The sequence below is a fragment of the Tardiphaga sp. P4_G1 genome (assembly GCF_056401215.1).
The window spans coordinates 111,735-128,025 of sequence record NZ_JBFUJU010000003.1; the positions used below are offsets into that span (position 1 = coordinate 111,735).

A 16,291-nucleotide genomic window follows, 5' to 3' on the forward strand; every position below is an offset into this window, starting at 1 on the left:
TTGATCGCTCTTTTCACGCGAGCCTATTCAATGGTACGGGTGATGCAATCAAAACTCCGCCACAGCCGACAATAGTCGCGCAATGTCCTGCGGGCGCGACAGCCGATGGTCACCGTCCTGGATCATGGTCAACACGACATCTTCGCTCGGCAGCCGTTCGGCCAGCCGGAAAGCGTGCTGCCAGGGCACGTCGGGGTCCTGCCTGCCTTGCAAAATCCGCACGGGGCAACCGACATCGATCGTACCGCCGAGCAGCAGGTGATTGCGCCCCTCTTCGATCAACCGCCGCGTGATCGGATAGGGCTCGCCATATTCCGACGGGCGCAGCCATTGACCGGTGGTCTCGATCTCCACGCGGATTTCCGGCGAGAAGCCTTTCCACATCAGCTCTTCGGTGAAATCCGGCGCCGGCGCGATCAGCACCAGGGCCTTCAGCGTCGCGCGCCCCGCTTTGCCGCGTCGGGCCAGCGCGCGCGCCAGCAGCAGTGCCATCCAGCCGCCCATCGACGAGCCAATCACCACCTGCGGCCCCTGACAGGCCGCATCGAACGCCGCGAGGCCATCCTCCAGCCATTGGCCGATGGTCCCATCGACGAAATCGCCGCCGGATTCGCCATGGCCGGAATAATCGAAACGTACACAGGCCCGGCCATGGTCGGCGGCCCAGGCATCGAGCGCCACCGCCTTGCCACCCTGCATGTCGGATTTGAAGCCGCTCATCCAGAACAGGCCCGGAGCAGCGCCATCGCGGACCCGGATGGCGATCTGGCGGCGGCTACTGCCTGTACCTGCTGTGATGAAAGTGGGGTCGATCGATACCGTTGTGCTCATCAAACCATCCTTGTTCGACCCTGAAATGCCGATTGCTGTTTGATTGAGCAGGTCGGGATCGTCAACGTCGATCCTTCAACGTCCATATCATCCCAGGGAACGTCCGCCTCGATACCGCGTTGCGCTCCTGTCAACCACGGCTTGCAGAACCGGCCGGGGAACTCTATTTGAGCAAGGTCAGCGGTGTACGGCGCCTATGGCCTTTCGCGTGACGAAATTGCCTCGTATTTGACTGATTGGCGCTGCGTTGCGTGAGTTTGCTTGCTCCAAACGCCTTATTCCTTCACACTGCGGCCTTCCTAAACAACATTGGAGAGTTACCCATTCGCCGTCCCAACAGAGCCCCGCCCGCCGCAACCAAAGACGGGCCGCGCACCAACGATGAAATTCGCAATCTGCAGATCCAGCTGATTGATCAGACCGGCCTCAACCACGGCACCGTGGAAACCATTGCTGCGATCAAGATGGCGATGGAAGCCGGTATGGATCTGGTCGAGATTTCGCCGAATGTGAGCCCCCCCGTCTGCAAGATCATGGACTACGGGAAGTTCAAGTATTCGGCGCAGAAGAAGGCCGCCGAGGCCCGCAAGAAGCAGAAGATCGTCGAAATCAAGGAGATCAAGCTCCGCCCGATGATCGATGATCATGACTACGACGTGAAAATGCGCGCGATGCAGCGCTTCTTCGAAGAAGGCGACAAGGTCAAAATCACCTTGCGCTATCGTGGCCGCGAAATGGCGCACCAGGAAATCGGTACCAAGCTGCTCGACAAGGTCAAAGCAGACGTCGCCGAATACGCCAAGGTGGAGCAGGACGCGCGCTTCGAAGGTCGTCAAGTGGTGATGGTGCTTGCACCGCGCTGATCACAGCGCCAACTGACCTTAACGAGGTTGGTAATCAGGAATTTCGGCCCGTCAGATTTCTGGCGGGCCTTTTTTCTTTGGGAGAGTATTCGGAGATCGTCCGGAGCCGGACGGCTCAGCCCGAAATGAGGGCGAGTGCACCGGCCAGCGCGAGAGCCGCAGCGAGCCCCGCAGCAGCAAACATCAAGCGGGTGGCGGTCTGAGCAGCAGCATCTTGCTGGATGGCAACCGCCCTTGCGGCGGCACGTGCATTCCGGGCCATTGTCGTCGTCCCTCTGTTTCTCTGGTCCGGATCACATAGGCATCCGGGGCGCGTCGGACCAGTCTGAAGCCATGCGCTAAACAGAGTGTTGAGCCGCGTTAATCGTTGCCATCGGAGCATTCCTCTGCCATAAGCGCAACCTTCGTCGCCCGGCTGATTAAGGGCTGCCGTGTCGACGACTGTGCTGACTTTCCGCAAACGGCGGTTAGTTGAGCATTTTCAACGCTCTAACGAGCATTTTAGCCGACGCAACGCCTTTCGGGGCGCTTTCTGCGTGGCCATAGGAGAGCCAAATGCCCAAGCTGAAGACCAAGTCGGGCGCTAAAAAGCGCTTTAAAGTCACCGGAACGGGTAAGGTCATGGCCGCCCATGCCGGTAAGCGCCACGGTATGATCAAGCGGACGAAGAAGCAGATTCGTCAGCTCCGCGGCACCCGCGTGCTGTTCAAGACCGACGGCGACAACATCAAGCAGTACTTTCTGCCAAACGCCTGATCGCCCTTACGCCGCTTCATTGCGGCGGATATCACCCCTTTTGTTATTTCAGATGAAGGAGATCAGTCATGGCTCGCGTAAAACGCGGTGTGACGGCTCACGCCAAGCATAAGAAAGTCTACAAGGCCGCCAAGGGTTTCCGCGGTCGCCGCAAGAACACCATTCGCGCCGCAAAGGCTGCCGTCGACAAGGCCGGCCAATATGCGTTCCGCGATCGCAAGCGCAAGAAGCGTACGTTCCGCGCGCTCTGGATCCAGCGTCTCAACGCTGCCGTCCGTCCGCTCGGCATGACCTACAGCGTGTTTATCAACGGTCTCGCCAAGTCCGGCGTGACGGTCGACCGCAAGGTGCTCTCGGATCTCGCGATCAACGAGCCGGCGGCGTTCAACGCGATTGCTGAGAAGGCCAAAGCTGCACTCGCAGCCTAAGCCAGCAAAGGCCGCACTGGCGGCCTGAGCTCTCCACTCCGCGTATTCATCGACATTGTCATGGCCGGGCAGAAGCGTTCACGCGCTCCTGTCCCGGCCATTGACGTCTTAATCCCTGTGATATCCGTGCTGTAGAAGCTGGTGCCCGGCCTTCCGTCGGACGCGCAGACAGCAAGAGGCGCCCGCCTCTCTCATCGAGGTTGCTGATGTCCGATCTGACGACGCTCCAACAGACTATTCTGGCCGATATTGCCAATGTCTCCGACGAAGCCGCCCTGGAAGCCGTGCGCGTCGGCGCGCTCGGCAAGAAGGGTTCGATCTCCGCGCTGTTGTCGACTCTCGGCAAGATGACGCCAGAAGAACGCAAGACCGAAGGCGCGGCCATCAACCTGGCCAAGGACACCGTCACGCAAGCGCTGACCGCGCGCCGCGATGTGTTGAAATCCGCAGCCCTCGATGCACGTCTCGCTTCCGAGACCATCGACGTGACGCTGCCGCTGCGCGATGGCCCCGCTGAACTCGGCCGCATTCATCCGCTCAGCCAGACCTGGGACGAATTGACGACGATCTTCGCCGACATGGGCTTCGCCGTCGCCGAAGGTCCGGATATCGAGACGGACGACTACAATTTCACCAAGCTGAATTTCCCCGAGGGCCATCCCGCCCGCGAGATGCACGACACCTTCTACTTCAATCCGAAGGAAGACGGCTCGCGCCTGTTACTGCGCACGCATACATCACCGGTGCAGGTGCGCACCATGCTGAGCCAGCAGCCGCCGATCCGCGTAATCTGTCCGGGCCGCACCTATCGCAGCGACTCTGACCAGACCCACACGCCGATGTTCCATCAGGTGGAAGGCTTGGTCATCGACAAGGGTTCGCATCTCGGCCACCTCAAATGGATCCTGCACGAATTCTGCAAGGCATTCTTCGAGGTCGACAACGTCAATATGCGTTTCCGTCCGTCGTTCTTCCCGTTCACGGAGCCGTCGCTGGAAGTCGATATCCAGTGTCGCCGCGACAAGAACGAGATCCGCTTCGGCGAAGGCGAAGACTGGCTCGAGATTCTCGGCTGCGGCATGGTGCATCCGAATGTGCTGCGCGCCTGCGGCATCGATCCCGACGTGTATCAGGGCTTCGCCTGGGGCATGGGCATCGATCGTATCGCGATGCTGAAATACGGCATGGCCGACCTGCGTCAGCTGTTCGAAGGCGACGTGCGTTGGCTCAATCACTACGGCTTCAAGCCGCTTGAAGTACCGACGCTGGCCGGAGGACTGAGCACGTGAAATTCTCCCTCTCCTGGCTGAAGGATCATCTCGAGACCGACGAGTCGCTCGAGACGCTGACCGACAAGCTCACCATGATCGGGCTCGAGGTCGAACATATCGACGATAAGGCGAAGCTGCTGAAGCCGTTCACGATCGCCGAGATCGTCACAGCCGTGCAACATCCCAATGCAGATCGGTTGCGCGTCTGCACCGTGAATGCCGGCGATGACAAGCTGCTGCAGATCGTCTGCGGGGCGCCGAATGCGCGCGCGGGACTGAAGACCGTCCTCGCCAGGCCTGGTACTTTTATCCCGGGTAAGGATTTCACCATCGGCCTCGGTAATATCCGCGGCGTCGAAAGCCAGGGCATGTTGTGCTCGGCCGGCGAACTCGGACTCCCCGACGCGATCGACGGCATCATCGAACTGCCCGCCGATGCGCCCGTCGGCGCGATCTATCCCGACTGGGCCAAGCTCGGTGATCCCGTCATAGAAATCAACCTGACGCCCAATCGTCAGGACTGCACCGGCGTGTCGGGCATTGCGCGCGATCTCGCCGCGGCCGACATGGGCGTGTTCAAGAATCCCGGCATCAAGCCGATCAAGGGCGAATTCCCCTGCCCGGTGAAAGTCACCGTCGAAGACGCCAAGCTGTGCCCCGGCTTCGCACTGCGTCTCGTGCGCGGCGTCAAGAACGGCCCATCGCCGGAGTGGCTGCAGAAGAAGCTGACCTCCATCGGCCTGCGCCCGATCAATGCGCTGGTCGACATCACCAACTTCCTGACCTTCGACCGCGCCCGTCCGCTGCATGTGTTCGACGCCGCCAAGGTGAAGGGCGATATCGTTGTCCGCCGCGCACGTGACGGCGAGACGCTGCTCGCGCTCGACGGCAAGACCTACACGCTCGACAGCAAGGCCTGCGTCATCGCCGACGACAATGGTGTCGAGTCGCTCGCCGGCATCATGGGCGGCGAAGCGTCGGGCTGTTCGGAAGACACCACCGATGTACTGATCGAATCCGCGCTGTGGAACGAGATCAATATCGCGCAGACCGGCCGCAGGCTCGGGATCAATTCCGACGCGCGTTATCGGTTCGAGCGCGGCGTCGATCCGGTCTTCATGGTGCCCGGTCTCGAACTGGCAACCAAGCTAGTGATGGAACTGTGCGGCGGCGCACCGTCGGAGAGCATCGTCGTTGGCAAGCCCTACGGAGACGACCGTATCATCGACTTCCCGATTGCCGAGGTGAAGCGCCTCGCCGCCATCGACGTACCATTCCCGGAGATGCGACGCATCCTGACGCATCTCGGCTTCATGGTGGCCGGCAGCGGCCCCGTGGTGAAGGTCGCAGTGCCGTCATGGCGTAGCGACGTGACCGGCAAGGCTGACATCGTCGAAGAAGTCATGCGCATCTTCGGCGTCGACAAGGTGCCGATGACGCCGTTCCCGCGCGGCGATGCCCCGCGCAAGCCGGTACTGACGCAGATCCAGCAGCGCACCCGCCGCGCCAAGCGTGGACTGGCCGCGCGCGGCCTCGTCGAGGCCGTGACATGGTCGTTCATCTCGAAGCCGCATGCCGAAGTGTTCGGCGGCGGCGCGCCGGAACTGGCGTTGGCCAATCCAATCGCCGCCGATCTCTCCGACATGCGGCCGAGCCTGTTGCCCGGACTGATCGCAGCCGCTCAAGCCAATGCGCATCGCGGTTCGTCCGACCTAGCGCTGTTCGAAGTCGGCCAGATCTTCCGCGGCGATCGCCCGCAAGATCAGTTCATGGCTGCATCCGGCGTGCGGCGTGGCCTCGCCTCGTCGGCTGGCAGCGGCCGTCATTGGTCAGGCGCCAGCGCTGCGAACGCACTCGACGCCAAGGCCGATGCCTTTGCAGTTCTCGCAGCCGCAGGTGCACCGATGCAGGCGCTGCAGATCGTCGCCGGTGGCGCGAACTGGCTGCATCCCGGCCGTTCGGGTACGATCCAGATCGGACCGCAGAACGTCCTCGGTTATTTCGGCGAGTTGCACCCGCGCACGCTCGAAGCACTCGGTGCCGACGGCCCGTTGATGGCGTTCGAAGTGATCCTCGATCGCATTCCCGACGCCAAGCAGAAGGCGACCCGCGCCAAACCGACTTTGGAGCTCTCGGCGTTCCAGCCTGTGTCACGCGACTTCGCCTTCATCGTCGATCGCAAGGTCAGGTCCGGTGACATCCTCCGTGCGGCAGCCGGCGTGGACAAGAAGCTGGTCACCGATGTGACGGTGTTCGACGTCTATGAAGGCAAGGGCATCGACGACGACAAGAAGTCCGTCGCCATCGCCGTGACCATGCAGCCGCGTGAGAAGACCCTGACCGATCAGGAAATTGATGCGGTGGCAGCGAAGATCGTGGCGGAAGTAACGAAGAAGACGGGCGGCACGTTGCGCGCATGATGGAATCACTCGGCCTGGTCCAGTATTCGACCACGTCGCTCGTTTTTATCACCGTCACCGCCTTCATCGCCGGACTGGCCCGCGGGTTTTCGGGCTTCGGTTCGGCGCTGATCTTCATGCCACTCGCCTCAAGCGTGGCCGGCGCGCAGGTCGCATCGCCCTTGCTCCTGCTGATCGACTTCTCGACCACGCTGACGCTGATCCCGAACGCCGCAAGACGAGCCGACAGGCGCGACGTCAGCATCATTTCGCTGGGCGCACTTATTGGCGTGCCACTTGGCACGATGGCCTTGGCCTGGGCCGATCCGCTGACCGTTCGCTGGGCCATCGTCGCACTGATCGTCACGATGCTGACGCTACTGATCTCCGGCTGGCGCTATCCCGGTAAGCCGACCGTTCCAGTGACGGTCAGTGTCGGCGGTGTCGCCGGCTTTTTTGGTGGCTTGGCGCAACTCGGCGGCCCGCCGATAGTGATGTATTGGCTGCGAGACGCGGCAGTCGCTGCCGTCACCCGCGCAAATATCATCCTGTATTTCGCGGTCGCAGACGTCTTGATCATCATCAGCTATACGATCGGCGGATTGTGGAGCACGGCCATCCTTGGGCTCGCGGTAGTCACCGGCCCCCTGTTCGGCCTCGGCCTGTGGATTGGCTCGAAACTGTTCGGCAAGGCTAGCGACGAGCTGTTCCGCAAGATCTGCTACGCCCTAATAGCCGTCTCGGCGCTGATCAGCCTGCCGCTGTTCGACGGCATATTTCACTGACGCTTGCGTGACTTGCGGCGCCAGCCGCCGCGGCGCTAGGGTCTCTCCAATTCAAGAACAACGGGAGAAGACCATGATCGATCGTCGCGACATGCTGAAGTTTGCCGCTGCCGGCGCCATGGTCCTCGCGGCGCGCCCCGCGCTGGCGCAGACGCCAGCAAAACCGCGCACCAGGATCATATTTCTCGGCACCAAGGGCGGCCCGCGCGTCGGCGTCGGTGCATCCAATCCCGCCAACCTCGTTGTCGTCAACGACACGCCATTCGTGATCGATTGCGGCATGGGCGTCAGCCGGCAACTGGTCAATGCCGGCGTGCCGCTTCCCTCGGTGAAGTATATCTTCATCAGCCACCACCATTCCGATCACAATCTGGAATACGGCAACTTGTTCTACAATGCTTGGGCCGCAGGCCTCTCGACGCCGATCCACTCGTTTGGTCCCAAGGGCATCGAGGCAATGACCCGGACTTACTGGGAGTTGAACAAATTCGACGTTGATACCCGCATCGAAGATGAAGGCCGCCCCGATCCGCGGCCGTTGCTCGTTGCCAAGGATATCACCGAGGATGGCGTGGTGCTGCAGACCGTCGACGTCAAGGTGACAGCCTTCCGCACTCCGCATCCGCCGATCGTCGACAGCTTCGCCTACAAATTCGAGACGCCCGACGGCGTCATCGTGTTCTCCAGCGACACCGCTTACAACCCGAGGCTAGCAGAGTTCGCCAAGGGAGCGGACGTGCTGGTGCATGAGGCACTTTACGTGCCCGCTGTTGACCGGCTGGTGATCAAGACGAAGAACGGCGCAACGCTGAAAAAGCATTTGATGGAAAGCCACACCACCACCGAGGATGTCGGCCGCATCGCCGCCGCGGCTGGCGTGAAGGTGCTGGTGCTCAGCCACTTCGTGCCGGGCGACGATCCCGAAGTCACCGACGAGGACTGGATCTCGGGCGTGCGAAAGAATTTTTCCGGCAAGATCATCGTGGCCAAAGATCTGATGCAGCTGGCGCTACCGGTGTAGCGCCAATAGCAGCCTCACGTCGCGGCTACTCCAACCCCGCTCCGCTCGACCGCTGCCGCCGCTGCTTCGTCCGCACCGGCTTGTCTGGTTCCGGCTCTTTCATTGCGCCGATCTTCTTGAGCGCCGCCTCTGCTGCGCGCTCGCCGCTTTCCCATGCGCCATCGACCGTGCCCCACAATGTTTCGTGCGTGGCTTCGCCGGCAAGGAACAGATTGCCCATAGGCTCAGCCAATACGCGGCGCGAGGCCTGGCCACCCGGTGCGGCCCCCGACATGGCTCCGAGCACGAATGGCATCGTATCCCAGCGCGTCGTTGCAGAACGCTTGATCGCCGGTTTGATATCGGAGCCGAACAGCTTCGTCAGCCATTCAACGGCGAAAGCCACCATCGCGGCCTCGCCCTGAGTTGCAAGGTCGCGGCCGAATGCGCCCGCGACATCGACGGTACACAGCGATGACCCGCCAATGTTCGCAAACAGTGCACCGGTACGTGTGCTCGTGCTTTGTTCGACCATCAGCTCATCGCGACCCAGCCCGAGCGGATTGCCAGTAAACTGTAGCGCGATACGGTCATAGCTGCCGAGGCTGAGTTTTGCCGCCGCGTCGAGCTGCCGCTTTGGCAGTTCCGGCGTGAACTTGATTGTCCCCGACGACAACACATTGCTTGATGCGGTGATGATCACCGCCCGCGCCGCAATGCGCCCTGACGCCGTCTCAACGCCGATGTCGCGTCCGCTCCAGGTCACGCGCGTCGCAGGGGTCGACAGCGCCACCGGAACGGCCTCGCCGAGCTTGCCCATCAACGCCCCGAGCCCCTGGCGCGTGGCAACATCGATGGCGCGATCCTGCGCGCGCGAGAGATCCAGCGTCGAGAGATCCTTGAGGTCCTTGCCGGTCGCATAGGCCCCGAGCACGAAATCGATCGTGCCCGCCCAGTCCCCGAGGTCCTTCGGCAGCGCCGCGGCGCAGGAGATGTCGGCACGGCGCGCTGCTTCGTCGATGGCGCGATTGGCCCGCACGACCGCAGCGAGCAATTCCTCGGTCTCGCCGGCGCGGGCATTGCGACGGCCGATACGCAGCTTCTGGCTCGGCGGCGATGGCGCGACATCAATTCCCACCGGCCGGGCAAGCTTCACCACTGCGTTGGTTTCCGGCGTGTGCAGCCAGCGCGCGCCGCGATCGAACGGGGCGTCGAAACTTGTCGCGTCTGTCATGCACCGTCCGCCAATCCGGCTGGAGGCCTCGACCACGATCACCTTGCGATTGGCCGCCTGGATACGACGCGCCGCAGCGATGCCCGCAGCGCCCGCGCCAATCACGACAATGTCAGCATCCCGCGGCAGCGACGCGGCCAATGTCCTTGCGCCGAACAGCGGCACAAGTGTCAATGCTGCGGACGCCGACAGGAAATCTCGGCGTGAAATCGTCATGACATGGTTTCCGAAATTTTATGATGCATGAGAACGTCTCGCGAACCTTGCCGTATTCGAGGGTGTGCGGCAACCGTCGTGGTGAATGAATCGTCACCAGCGCCGCGCGGGCATGAACCAAATTGCAATGGCTCTCGACCATGATGGAGCCAGGGAAAGCGGTCGACATGAACCGCGCTGGGGGAGTCACGATCATGGGCCTCATGCTCGATACGGTCGGGAAACTGATCGCGAAATATCTGCAGAAGGAGCTGCCCGGCTACGAGCCATTCACGCCGAGCGACCCCGAACGCCTGCGCGGTATCATCGAGGAAGGTGACGTGCTGCTGGTCGAAGGCAACAACCGCGTCTCCGGCATCATCAAATATCTCACGCAATCGACCTGGTCGCATGCCGCGCTCTATGTCGGCCCAATCGATGGTGCTGCAGAGCCGAACGGCGAGCCGCATGTGCTGATCGAGGCCAATATCGGCGAAGGTGTCACCTCGGCACCGCTGTCGAAATATTATCCGTTCCACACCCGCCTGTGCCGCCCGGTCGGTCTGTCCTACGAGGACCGCACCACTGTGTGTCGCTACGCCATCAACCGGATTGGCTTTGGTTACGACACCAAGAACATTCTCGACCTGATGCGCTTCCTGATCCCGCTGCCAATACCGCAGCGCTGGCGGCGGCGCATGATCGCTTTCGGCTCCGGCGATCCCACCAAGATCATCTGCTCGGCATTGATCGCGCAGGCTTTCGATGCCGTGCGCTATCCGATTCTGCCGAAAATCACCCGCGCCGGTAGCCGCCAGGCCCGTCGCGAGATTCTGCACATCCGCGATTCATCGCTGTATATGCCCAGGGATTTCGATATCTCGCCCTATTTCGAAGTGGTGAAGCCGACCATTGAACTCGGATTCGACTACACGGCATTGCATTGGGCCGACAAACAAAAGCCGCTCCGGGAGGTGGCGGGCACTTTCGATCCATTTCCGGACGTCTTCGGCACGCCGACGCTCATTCCTGAGACGACTGACACGGAAGCGGAAGTGGCTGACGAAGACGTGAGCAGGCCTCGGATCAGGCTTATCGCCTGATCCGCCACTTCAAGACTTGACCGCGCCCGCTGTGAGTCCGCCGACCATGTAGCGCCGGAAGGCGTAATACACTGCGGCTGGTGGTAGCGCGTAAATAAAGCCCGTGGTCATCAGCAATTCCCAGGGCGAGTCATCAGCGGCCAGGAAGTTGCCGAGCGCGACGGGTAGCGTGATCTCGGTATCCTTGGACAGCAGCAGGAAGGCGTAGAGATATTCGTTCCAGGCGAGCAGCAGCGCATAGGTCCCGATCGCGACCAGCGATGGCAACATCAGCGGCACATAGACCATGCGAAACAGTTGCAGCGGCGTTGCGCCGTCCATGATGGCGGCTTCGTCGAGCTCGAGCGGCAGCTTGTCCGACGCCTGCTTGAGCACCCAGATCGCATAGGGCGAAGCAATGGTCACCATCGCCAGGATCAGCGACCAGTGATTGTTGAGCAGACCGTAATTGCCCATGGTGCGATACATCGGTACCGCGAGGAATGCCGCGGGAATGAAATAGGTGAACAGCGCCATGTTCATCACCGTTCGACCGCCGCGGACGCGCAGACGACTGATCGCAAAGGCCGCCGATGTCGCAATCACCAGCGTCAGCGCACCGACCGCCACCGCAATGACGACCGAGTTCAGGAACTGCGCCCAGAAATCGCGCAGGAAATAGTGCTGCTGATTGAACACGATTCTGAAATTGTTCAGCGTCGGATGGTCGGGCCACAACTTGCCCGCGAATGCATCCTGCTTCGGCGAGATCGCGAACAGGAACATGTGATAGATCGGAATCAGCGTCCAGATCAGCACGGGAATGCCGATCAGCAGCAGTCGCGCTTCGGTTCCGGCTTCTCGTAGCGTTGGCACTCTCATCGGGTGAACCTCTTCATCGAGAGAGCCGTTTCATCATGAAATAGACCAGCGGCAGCACCAGCGGCATCGCGCAAACGATGGACGCCATCGACATGTCGAGCTGATCGAGGCGGAGATAGCGAATCCCCAATGTAGACAGAACATGAGTGAGATCCGCTGGCCCGCCTCCCGTCAACAGATAGACGCTGTTGAAGTCGCCGAGCGTCCAGATCATCGAAAGCAGCGTGCAGGTGAGATACAGCGTCTGCATCGACGGCCAGGTGATGAAGCGGAATTTCTGCCACCAGCTGGCGCCGTCCACATCGGCGGCCTCGAACATGTCCGTCGAGATTGCCAGACGTCCTGTCATCAGGATCAGCGTCCAGAACGGCAGCGACTTCCAGATGTGCACCATGATCGCCAGCGTCAGGCCGATAGCGGGATCGTTCAGCCAGTTGGGCCCATCCTCGCCAGTAAACTTGAAGATCAGATTATTGATCACGCCCCATTCGGGATTGAACATGAAGCGCACCGACAGGATGGTCGGGATCGACGGCACCGCCCAAGGCAGGATGAACAGTACCGACAGCCAGCGTATCCATGTCCGTGACTGCACGAAGAAGCCGGACAGAAACAGAGCGATCAGCATCTTCACATTGATGCCGATAATCAGGAAGATCAGCGTGTTGACGACGGCGCGCGCGAATACCGGATCGTTATAGAGCGCGACGTAACTCGCCGGGTGCCGCGCCAGCCACAAGCCATAACCGATCGGATAGACCACGAAGGCGGCGAACACGAGCAGATAGGGCGCGATCATCACGACGCCCCAGACCTGCGGCGTCGTCAGGCGGGCCGACCATGGCCGGCGTGGCAGCGTATCGGCGGGAGCGGGATAGGTGATCGTGGCCATGCTGTACACCATTGCAAAAGCCGGCCGCGAGGGCGGCCGGCTTTGTCTCGGACTAACCCGCGATTTCCTTGATGCGGGCGATCAACTCATCGACGGCCTTCTCGACCGGCACCTTCTCGCTGACCACGCGGTTCATCGCCTTGGCCCAGACGTTCTCGTTATTGAGGATCGTGAACTTGTAATTCTTCACGAAATCGAACGACGAGGTGCCTCCCGTGAACTGGGTGTAGACCGCCTTGCGATGCTTGTCGGCCTGCCAGAACGGGCTTGCCTGTCCAGCTTTGGTCACCGGGAACCAACGACCGAGCGCGCCCTCGACATAGGGGCCCAGGTTTTCTTCTTCCATCAGGAACTTGACGAACTCCTTGGCGCCCGCCTTGTTCTTCGACTGCGAGAAGATCATCCCCGTCTTCACGTCGGAGCGATACTTGATCGGCGTGCCGTCCGGCTTCAGCGGGAACGATGCCGTGACGATCGTCTCTTCATAGGCCTTCTTGCCGGCAGCGCGCTGCTCCGGCGTCAACGTCTGGTTTTGCGAATCCTCGAACCACTTCGCCGCGATCGAAATCGTGAAGTTGTGGGTCATGATGATGCTCTTGTTGTGGAAGGCGACATTGTTGTCGGGGTCCTTCCACGTCGTCGAGGATGGCGGCGTGCAGCCCTTGATATAGGTGTCGGTATAGTCCCTGAGCGCGCCGATCAGACCTTCCTTGACCTTGGGATCGTCCACCAGAAGCTTGCCATCGTCGTCCACCAGCTTGACGTTATAGGCATCCATGAAGGTGTAGAATGACTGCAGCGAGTCCGTGGACTCCACGCCCATCGGCTGGCCGACACCATAGGCACGGCTGCCTGACGCCTTGCGATAGGCCGGCTGGACCTTGTCGCACCAGAACGACCAATAACCCTTCCAGTCCTTGGGAATATCGCTGATCTTGTAGCCGGCCTGCTCGAGCAGATCGCTCCAGATCTCCACATGCATCGATTGCTGCTTCAGCGGAAAGCCGTAATACGCCTTCTTCTTGGTCTGACCGTTCATCAGATAGGCCGTCTCGACCGTGTTCGGCGCGAATTTATCCATCATCGGCTTTAGGATGTCGGTGATATCTTCCAGCTTGCCTTCGAAGGCCCATTTGCCGGATGCCTGCACATCGTAGGTGTCGGCATAAGCGACATCTGGCGGCGTGCCGGAATCCAACGCGGCCACGGTCTTCGGGATCATGTCCTGAATGGCATATTGCGAGAGTTCGACCTTGATCTTGGTTTTGTCTTCGAACTTCTTGATCGCCGCCAGCAGCGATTCATCTTCAGACTTATAAAACCCCTTGCTGAACCAGACGGTGATGCTTTGCTGCGCGAAGGCGGGCGCTGCGGTCAGAAACAAGCCAGAAGCGGCAGTGGCGAAAACAAGCGCACGGGTACCCTTGGTGATCAAGACGTCGTCCTCCCTGATGATTGTTTTTCTTGAGACTACCTCTTTCTATTTATCCGTCCAGTGAAGAAGTCGATGCTGCGCTGCACTTGTCTGACAACTTCGCAAGGGTTACGTCTTCGTGATCGCAAGGAGAAAATCGGATGCTTGTCGCTGCCGCCAAGGCGCTATCGCAAATTCTTTCACCGCCGATGCGCAGCATCCTGTGGAAGTCTATCGGACTTGCCCTGGTTTTAATCACTGTCCTGGCAATCGGCATGCAGCGGTTGTTGAACTGGGCTGCCACTTCGGGCGGCGTCTGGGCCGAAAGCACGATCGGGTCGGACTACCACATGATGATCAATGTGCTGTCCTGGCTCTTGTCGATTGCCGCCGGTCTCGGCGTCGTCGCCGGCGCAATCTTTCTGATGCCGGCGATTACGTCACTGGTCGCCAGCGTGTTCGTCGATGATGTTGCCGATATCGTCGAGCGCGAGCACTATCCCGCGGAGCGGGTCGGCGTCGCATTGCCGTTCGGGCTCGCCATTACCGAGGGCGGCAAGACCGCGCTGCTGACCATCGCGGTCTATCTGGTCGCGCTACCCTTCGTGTTCTTCGCCGGCATTGGTTTCGTTGTCTTCTTTATCGCCACAGCCTGGTTGCTCGGCCGCGAATATTTCGAGCTGGCCGCCATGCGGTTCCGCTCGCCAGCGGACGCCAAGGCGATGCGCAAGCAGCATGCGGCGACGGTGTTCACCGCCGGGCTGTTCATCGCAGCCTTCGTCTCGATCCCGATCGTCAACCTGGCCACGCCGCTGTTCGGCATGGCCTTCATGGTCCATATGCACAAGCGATTGAGCGGACCACGACCGGAGCTGATCGAGCCGGGTCGCGTGACGAAGATGCCGGTCGCCTAGACCACCGTCTTCTCCGGCCACTGGCACAGATCGTTGATCAGACACACCTCGCAGCGCGGCTTGCGCGCAAGACACGTATAGCGGCCGTGCAGGATCAGCCAATGATGAGCATGCAGCATGAACTCGTGCGGGATCACGCGCTCCAATTCAAGTTCGACGTCCAGCACGTTCTTGCCCGGCGCCATATTGGTGCGATTGCCGACGCGGAAGACATGGGTGTCCACAGCCATCGTGTGCTCGCCAAACGCCATATTGAGCACAACATTGGCGGTCTTGCGCCCCGCCCCCGGTAACGACTCGATTTCGGTGCGGGTGCGCGGCACGACGCCGCTGAATTCGCGGATCAGCTTTTCCGAGAGCGCGATGACGTTCTTCGCCTTGGTGCGATAGAGTCCGATTGTCTTGATGTAGTCCCGCACCGCCTCTTCGGCGAGATCAATCATTTTCTGCGGCGTATCGGCGATGGGAAACAGCGCGCGCGTCGCCTTGTTGACGCCGGCGTCAGTCGCCTGCGCGGACAACACCACTGCGACCAGCAATGTGTAGGGGTTGAGATGTTCGAGCTCGCCCTTGGGCTCGGGATTAGCCTTGCGGAAGCGCGAGAACGCTTCATGGACCTGGGCTTTGGTCCAAGGCTTCAACTTGATGGGTTTCAGCTTGATGGGCTTCGGCTTGGCGATCTTCTTCGCAGGCGCCTTTACCGCTTTCGCTACAACCTTCTTTGCAGGACTGGATTTCGTGCTGGCGGGGAGCTTGCGGGTGATTTTCGGCATCAAAGGGATATACTGAGGGACCATGACATCAGGCAACGACTTTGACGTCCCGCAGGAACCGATGCTGTTCAGCGCGCTGCTGCGTCCGCATCACGCGCTGGGTCGCAAGGGCTTCCTCGTGCTCATGGGTTTCATCAGCATGGTCTCGTTCGGCGCGGGGATGGCCTTCCTGCTGATGGGCGCCTGGCCGGTGCTCGGCTTTTTCGGCCTCGACCTGCTGGCGATCTATATCGCCTTCAAGGTCTACGACAGACGCGCCAGGGCCACCGAAGAGATCACGGTCACGCCGTCGGAAATCCGTGTGCGCCGGGTCAGCCCATCAGGCGACGTCGTGGAATGGGCATTCAATCCACTCTGGGTGCAGATCGATCAGGTGTGCCACGCCGAATTCGGCATCGAGCAGCTTTTTCTGGTGTCGCGCGGCCGTCGGGTGTCGATCGCACGGTTCCTCGGCGCGGAGGAAAAGGCGAGCTTCATCAAAGCCTTGATGGAAGCGCTCCAGGCCGCCAAACGCGGCCCGACCTATAATCCGGTGAACTGATGATCCATCGGGAAACGGGTGGTTTGCGCGT

General features: G+C 60.9%; 17 protein-coding genes. 10 read left to right on the top strand and 7 right to left on the bottom strand.

The annotated features are described in order from the left end of the window. Positions 1–48 precede the first annotated feature (48 nt). Positions 49–831 carry an alpha/beta hydrolase gene (locus tag AC1DUY_RS08140; RefSeq protein ID WP_478113534.1) on the bottom strand — a complete coding sequence of 261 codons (783 nt, stop codon included), beginning with the start codon at positions 829–831 and terminating at the stop codon, positions 49–51. 323 nt (positions 832–1,154) lie between these two features. On the opposite strand from AC1DUY_RS08140, the gene infC reads away from it, so the two are divergent. Beyond that, positions 1,155–1,694, top strand: coding sequence for a translation initiation factor IF-3 (infC, locus tag AC1DUY_RS08145; protein ID WP_086936983.1), 540 nt, complete (start codon positions 1,155–1,157; stop codon positions 1,692–1,694). 115 nt (positions 1,695–1,809) lie between these two features. Here infC and AC1DUY_RS08150 read toward each other — a convergent pair whose 3' ends face one another. Beyond that, on the bottom strand, positions 1,810–1,956 hold the full coding sequence (locus AC1DUY_RS08150; protein WP_170849628.1) for a hypothetical protein: 147 nt from the start codon (positions 1,954–1,956) through the stop codon (positions 1,810–1,812). Between the two features lie 293 nt (positions 1,957–2,249). Here AC1DUY_RS08150 and rpmI point away from each other — a divergent pair, with 293 nt between their 5' ends. The 6 genes from rpmI to AC1DUY_RS08180 all read left to right on the top strand — a co-directional run bounded on the left by rpmI (position 2,250) and on the right by AC1DUY_RS08180 (position 8,354). Beyond that, positions 2,250–2,450 carry a 50S ribosomal protein L35 gene (gene rpmI / locus AC1DUY_RS08155; protein ID WP_068730283.1) on the top strand — a complete coding sequence of 67 codons (201 nt, stop codon included), beginning with the start codon at positions 2,250–2,252 and terminating at the stop codon, positions 2,448–2,450. A 68-nt stretch (positions 2,451–2,518) separates the two neighbouring features. Continuing rightward, entirely contained in the window at positions 2,519–2,878 is a 360-nt protein-coding gene (gene rplT / locus AC1DUY_RS08160; RefSeq protein ID WP_068730282.1) for a 50S ribosomal protein L20, read from the top strand. Between the two features lie 206 nt (positions 2,879–3,084). Continuing rightward, positions 3,085–4,167 (top strand): phenylalanine--tRNA ligase subunit alpha, encoded by a 1,083-nt coding sequence (pheS, locus tag AC1DUY_RS08165; protein WP_478113537.1) that lies wholly within the window; start codon positions 3,085–3,087, stop codon positions 4,165–4,167. Beyond that, positions 4,164–6,569, top strand: a complete 2,406-nt coding sequence (pheT, locus tag AC1DUY_RS08170; protein ID WP_478113539.1) for a phenylalanine--tRNA ligase subunit beta — start codon at positions 4,164–4,166, stop codon at positions 6,567–6,569. Before pheS ends, pheT begins: the two co-directional genes overlap by 4 nt. Then, complete coding sequence (locus AC1DUY_RS08175) at positions 6,566–7,333, top strand: TSUP family transporter (protein ID WP_478113541.1); 768 nt, start codon at positions 6,566–6,568, stop codon at positions 7,331–7,333. The genes pheT and AC1DUY_RS08175 overlap by 4 nt, the downstream gene beginning before the upstream one ends. 73 nt (positions 7,334–7,406) lie before the next feature. After that, a complete protein-coding gene (locus AC1DUY_RS08180; protein WP_478113543.1) occupies positions 7,407–8,354 on the top strand; it encodes an MBL fold metallo-hydrolase in 948 nt (315 codons plus the stop codon). Positions 8,355–8,379: 25 nt separating this feature from the next. On the opposite strand, the gene AC1DUY_RS08185 is transcribed toward AC1DUY_RS08180, so the two are convergent. Then, positions 8,380–9,783, bottom strand: a complete 1,404-nt coding sequence (locus AC1DUY_RS08185) for a flavin monoamine oxidase family protein (RefSeq protein ID WP_120287708.1) — start codon at positions 9,781–9,783, stop codon at positions 8,380–8,382. A 194-nt stretch (positions 9,784–9,977) separates the two neighbouring features. On the opposite strand from AC1DUY_RS08185, the gene AC1DUY_RS08190 reads away from it, so the two are divergent. Next, positions 9,978–10,865 carry a YiiX/YebB-like N1pC/P60 family cysteine hydrolase gene (locus AC1DUY_RS08190; RefSeq protein WP_120287707.1) on the top strand — a complete coding sequence of 296 codons (888 nt, stop codon included), beginning with the start codon at positions 9,978–9,980 and terminating at the stop codon, positions 10,863–10,865. A 9-nt stretch (positions 10,866–10,874) separates the two neighbouring features. Here the strand turns inward: AC1DUY_RS08190 and AC1DUY_RS08195 are convergent, their stop codons facing one another. Genes AC1DUY_RS08195 through AC1DUY_RS08205 form a run of 3 tightly spaced genes read right to left on the bottom strand, consistent with a single transcriptional unit; the run spans position 10,875 to position 14,053 of the window. Then, positions 10,875–11,726, bottom strand: coding sequence for a carbohydrate ABC transporter permease (locus AC1DUY_RS08195; protein ID WP_478113546.1), 852 nt, complete (start codon positions 11,724–11,726; stop codon positions 10,875–10,877). 13 nt (positions 11,727–11,739) lie between these two features. Then, positions 11,740–12,618 (bottom strand): carbohydrate ABC transporter permease, encoded by an 879-nt coding sequence (locus AC1DUY_RS08200; protein WP_089263663.1) that lies wholly within the window; start codon positions 12,616–12,618, stop codon positions 11,740–11,742. Positions 12,619–12,670: 52 nt separating this feature from the next. After that, positions 12,671–14,053: an ABC transporter substrate-binding protein gene (locus AC1DUY_RS08205; RefSeq protein WP_089263039.1), complete on the bottom strand. Its 1,383-nt coding sequence runs from the start codon at positions 14,051–14,053 to the stop codon at positions 12,671–12,673. Between the two features lie 140 nt (positions 14,054–14,193). Here AC1DUY_RS08205 and AC1DUY_RS08210 point away from each other — a divergent pair, with 140 nt between their 5' ends. Continuing rightward, positions 14,194–14,946, top strand: a complete 753-nt coding sequence (locus AC1DUY_RS08210; RefSeq protein ID WP_478113549.1) for a sulfate transporter family protein — start codon at positions 14,194–14,196, stop codon at positions 14,944–14,946. On the opposite strand, the gene nth is transcribed toward AC1DUY_RS08210, so the two are convergent. Then, positions 14,943–15,719 carry an endonuclease III gene (nth, locus tag AC1DUY_RS08215; protein ID WP_478113551.1) on the bottom strand — a complete coding sequence of 259 codons (777 nt, stop codon included), beginning with the start codon at positions 15,717–15,719 and terminating at the stop codon, positions 14,943–14,945. The genes AC1DUY_RS08210 and nth overlap by 4 nt on opposite strands. A 22-nt stretch (positions 15,720–15,741) precedes the next feature. Between nth and AC1DUY_RS08220 the strand changes: the two genes are divergently transcribed. Continuing rightward, positions 15,742–16,260 carry a DUF2244 domain-containing protein gene (locus AC1DUY_RS08220; RefSeq protein WP_439074118.1) on the top strand — a complete coding sequence of 173 codons (519 nt, stop codon included), beginning with the start codon at positions 15,742–15,744 and terminating at the stop codon, positions 16,258–16,260. Positions 16,261–16,291 lie beyond the last annotated feature (31 nt).

Bases quoted from the DNA above. Each gene is read 5' to 3' on its own strand.
- rpmI (WP_068730283.1), top strand. From the start codon at position 2,250: ATGCCCAAGCTGAAGACCAAGTCGGGCGCTAAAAAGCGCTTTAAAGTC.
- AC1DUY_RS08190 (WP_120287707.1), top strand. From the start codon at position 9,978: ATGGGCCTCATGCTCGATACGGTCGGGAAACTGATCGCGAAATATCTG.
- AC1DUY_RS08210 (WP_478113549.1), top strand. From the start codon at position 14,194: ATGCTTGTCGCTGCCGCCAAGGCGCTATCGCAAATTCTTTCACCGCCG.
- nth (WP_478113551.1), bottom strand. From the start codon at position 15,719: ATGCCGAAAATCACCCGCAAGCTCCCCGCCAGCACGAAATCCAGTCCT.
- AC1DUY_RS08150 (WP_170849628.1), bottom strand. From the start codon at position 1,956: ATGGCCCGGAATGCACGTGCCGCCGCAAGGGCGGTTGCCATCCAGCAA.
- pheS (WP_478113537.1), top strand. From the start codon at position 3,085: ATGTCCGATCTGACGACGCTCCAACAGACTATTCTGGCCGATATTGCC.
- rplT (WP_068730282.1), top strand. From the start codon at position 2,519: ATGGCTCGCGTAAAACGCGGTGTGACGGCTCACGCCAAGCATAAGAAA.
- AC1DUY_RS08180 (WP_478113543.1), top strand. From the start codon at position 7,407: ATGATCGATCGTCGCGACATGCTGAAGTTTGCCGCTGCCGGCGCCATG.
- AC1DUY_RS08195 (WP_478113546.1), bottom strand. From the start codon at position 11,726: ATGAGAGTGCCAACGCTACGAGAAGCCGGAACCGAAGCGCGACTGCTG.
- AC1DUY_RS08220 (WP_439074118.1), top strand. From the start codon at position 15,742: ATGACATCAGGCAACGACTTTGACGTCCCGCAGGAACCGATGCTGTTC.
- AC1DUY_RS08175 (WP_478113541.1), top strand. From the start codon at position 6,566: ATGATGGAATCACTCGGCCTGGTCCAGTATTCGACCACGTCGCTCGTT.
- AC1DUY_RS08185 (WP_120287708.1), bottom strand. From the start codon at position 9,783: ATGACGATTTCACGCCGAGATTTCCTGTCGGCGTCCGCAGCATTGACA.
- AC1DUY_RS08200 (WP_089263663.1), bottom strand. From the start codon at position 12,618: ATGGCCACGATCACCTATCCCGCTCCCGCCGATACGCTGCCACGCCGG.
- AC1DUY_RS08140 (WP_478113534.1), bottom strand. From the start codon at position 831: ATGAGCACAACGGTATCGATCGACCCCACTTTCATCACAGCAGGTACA.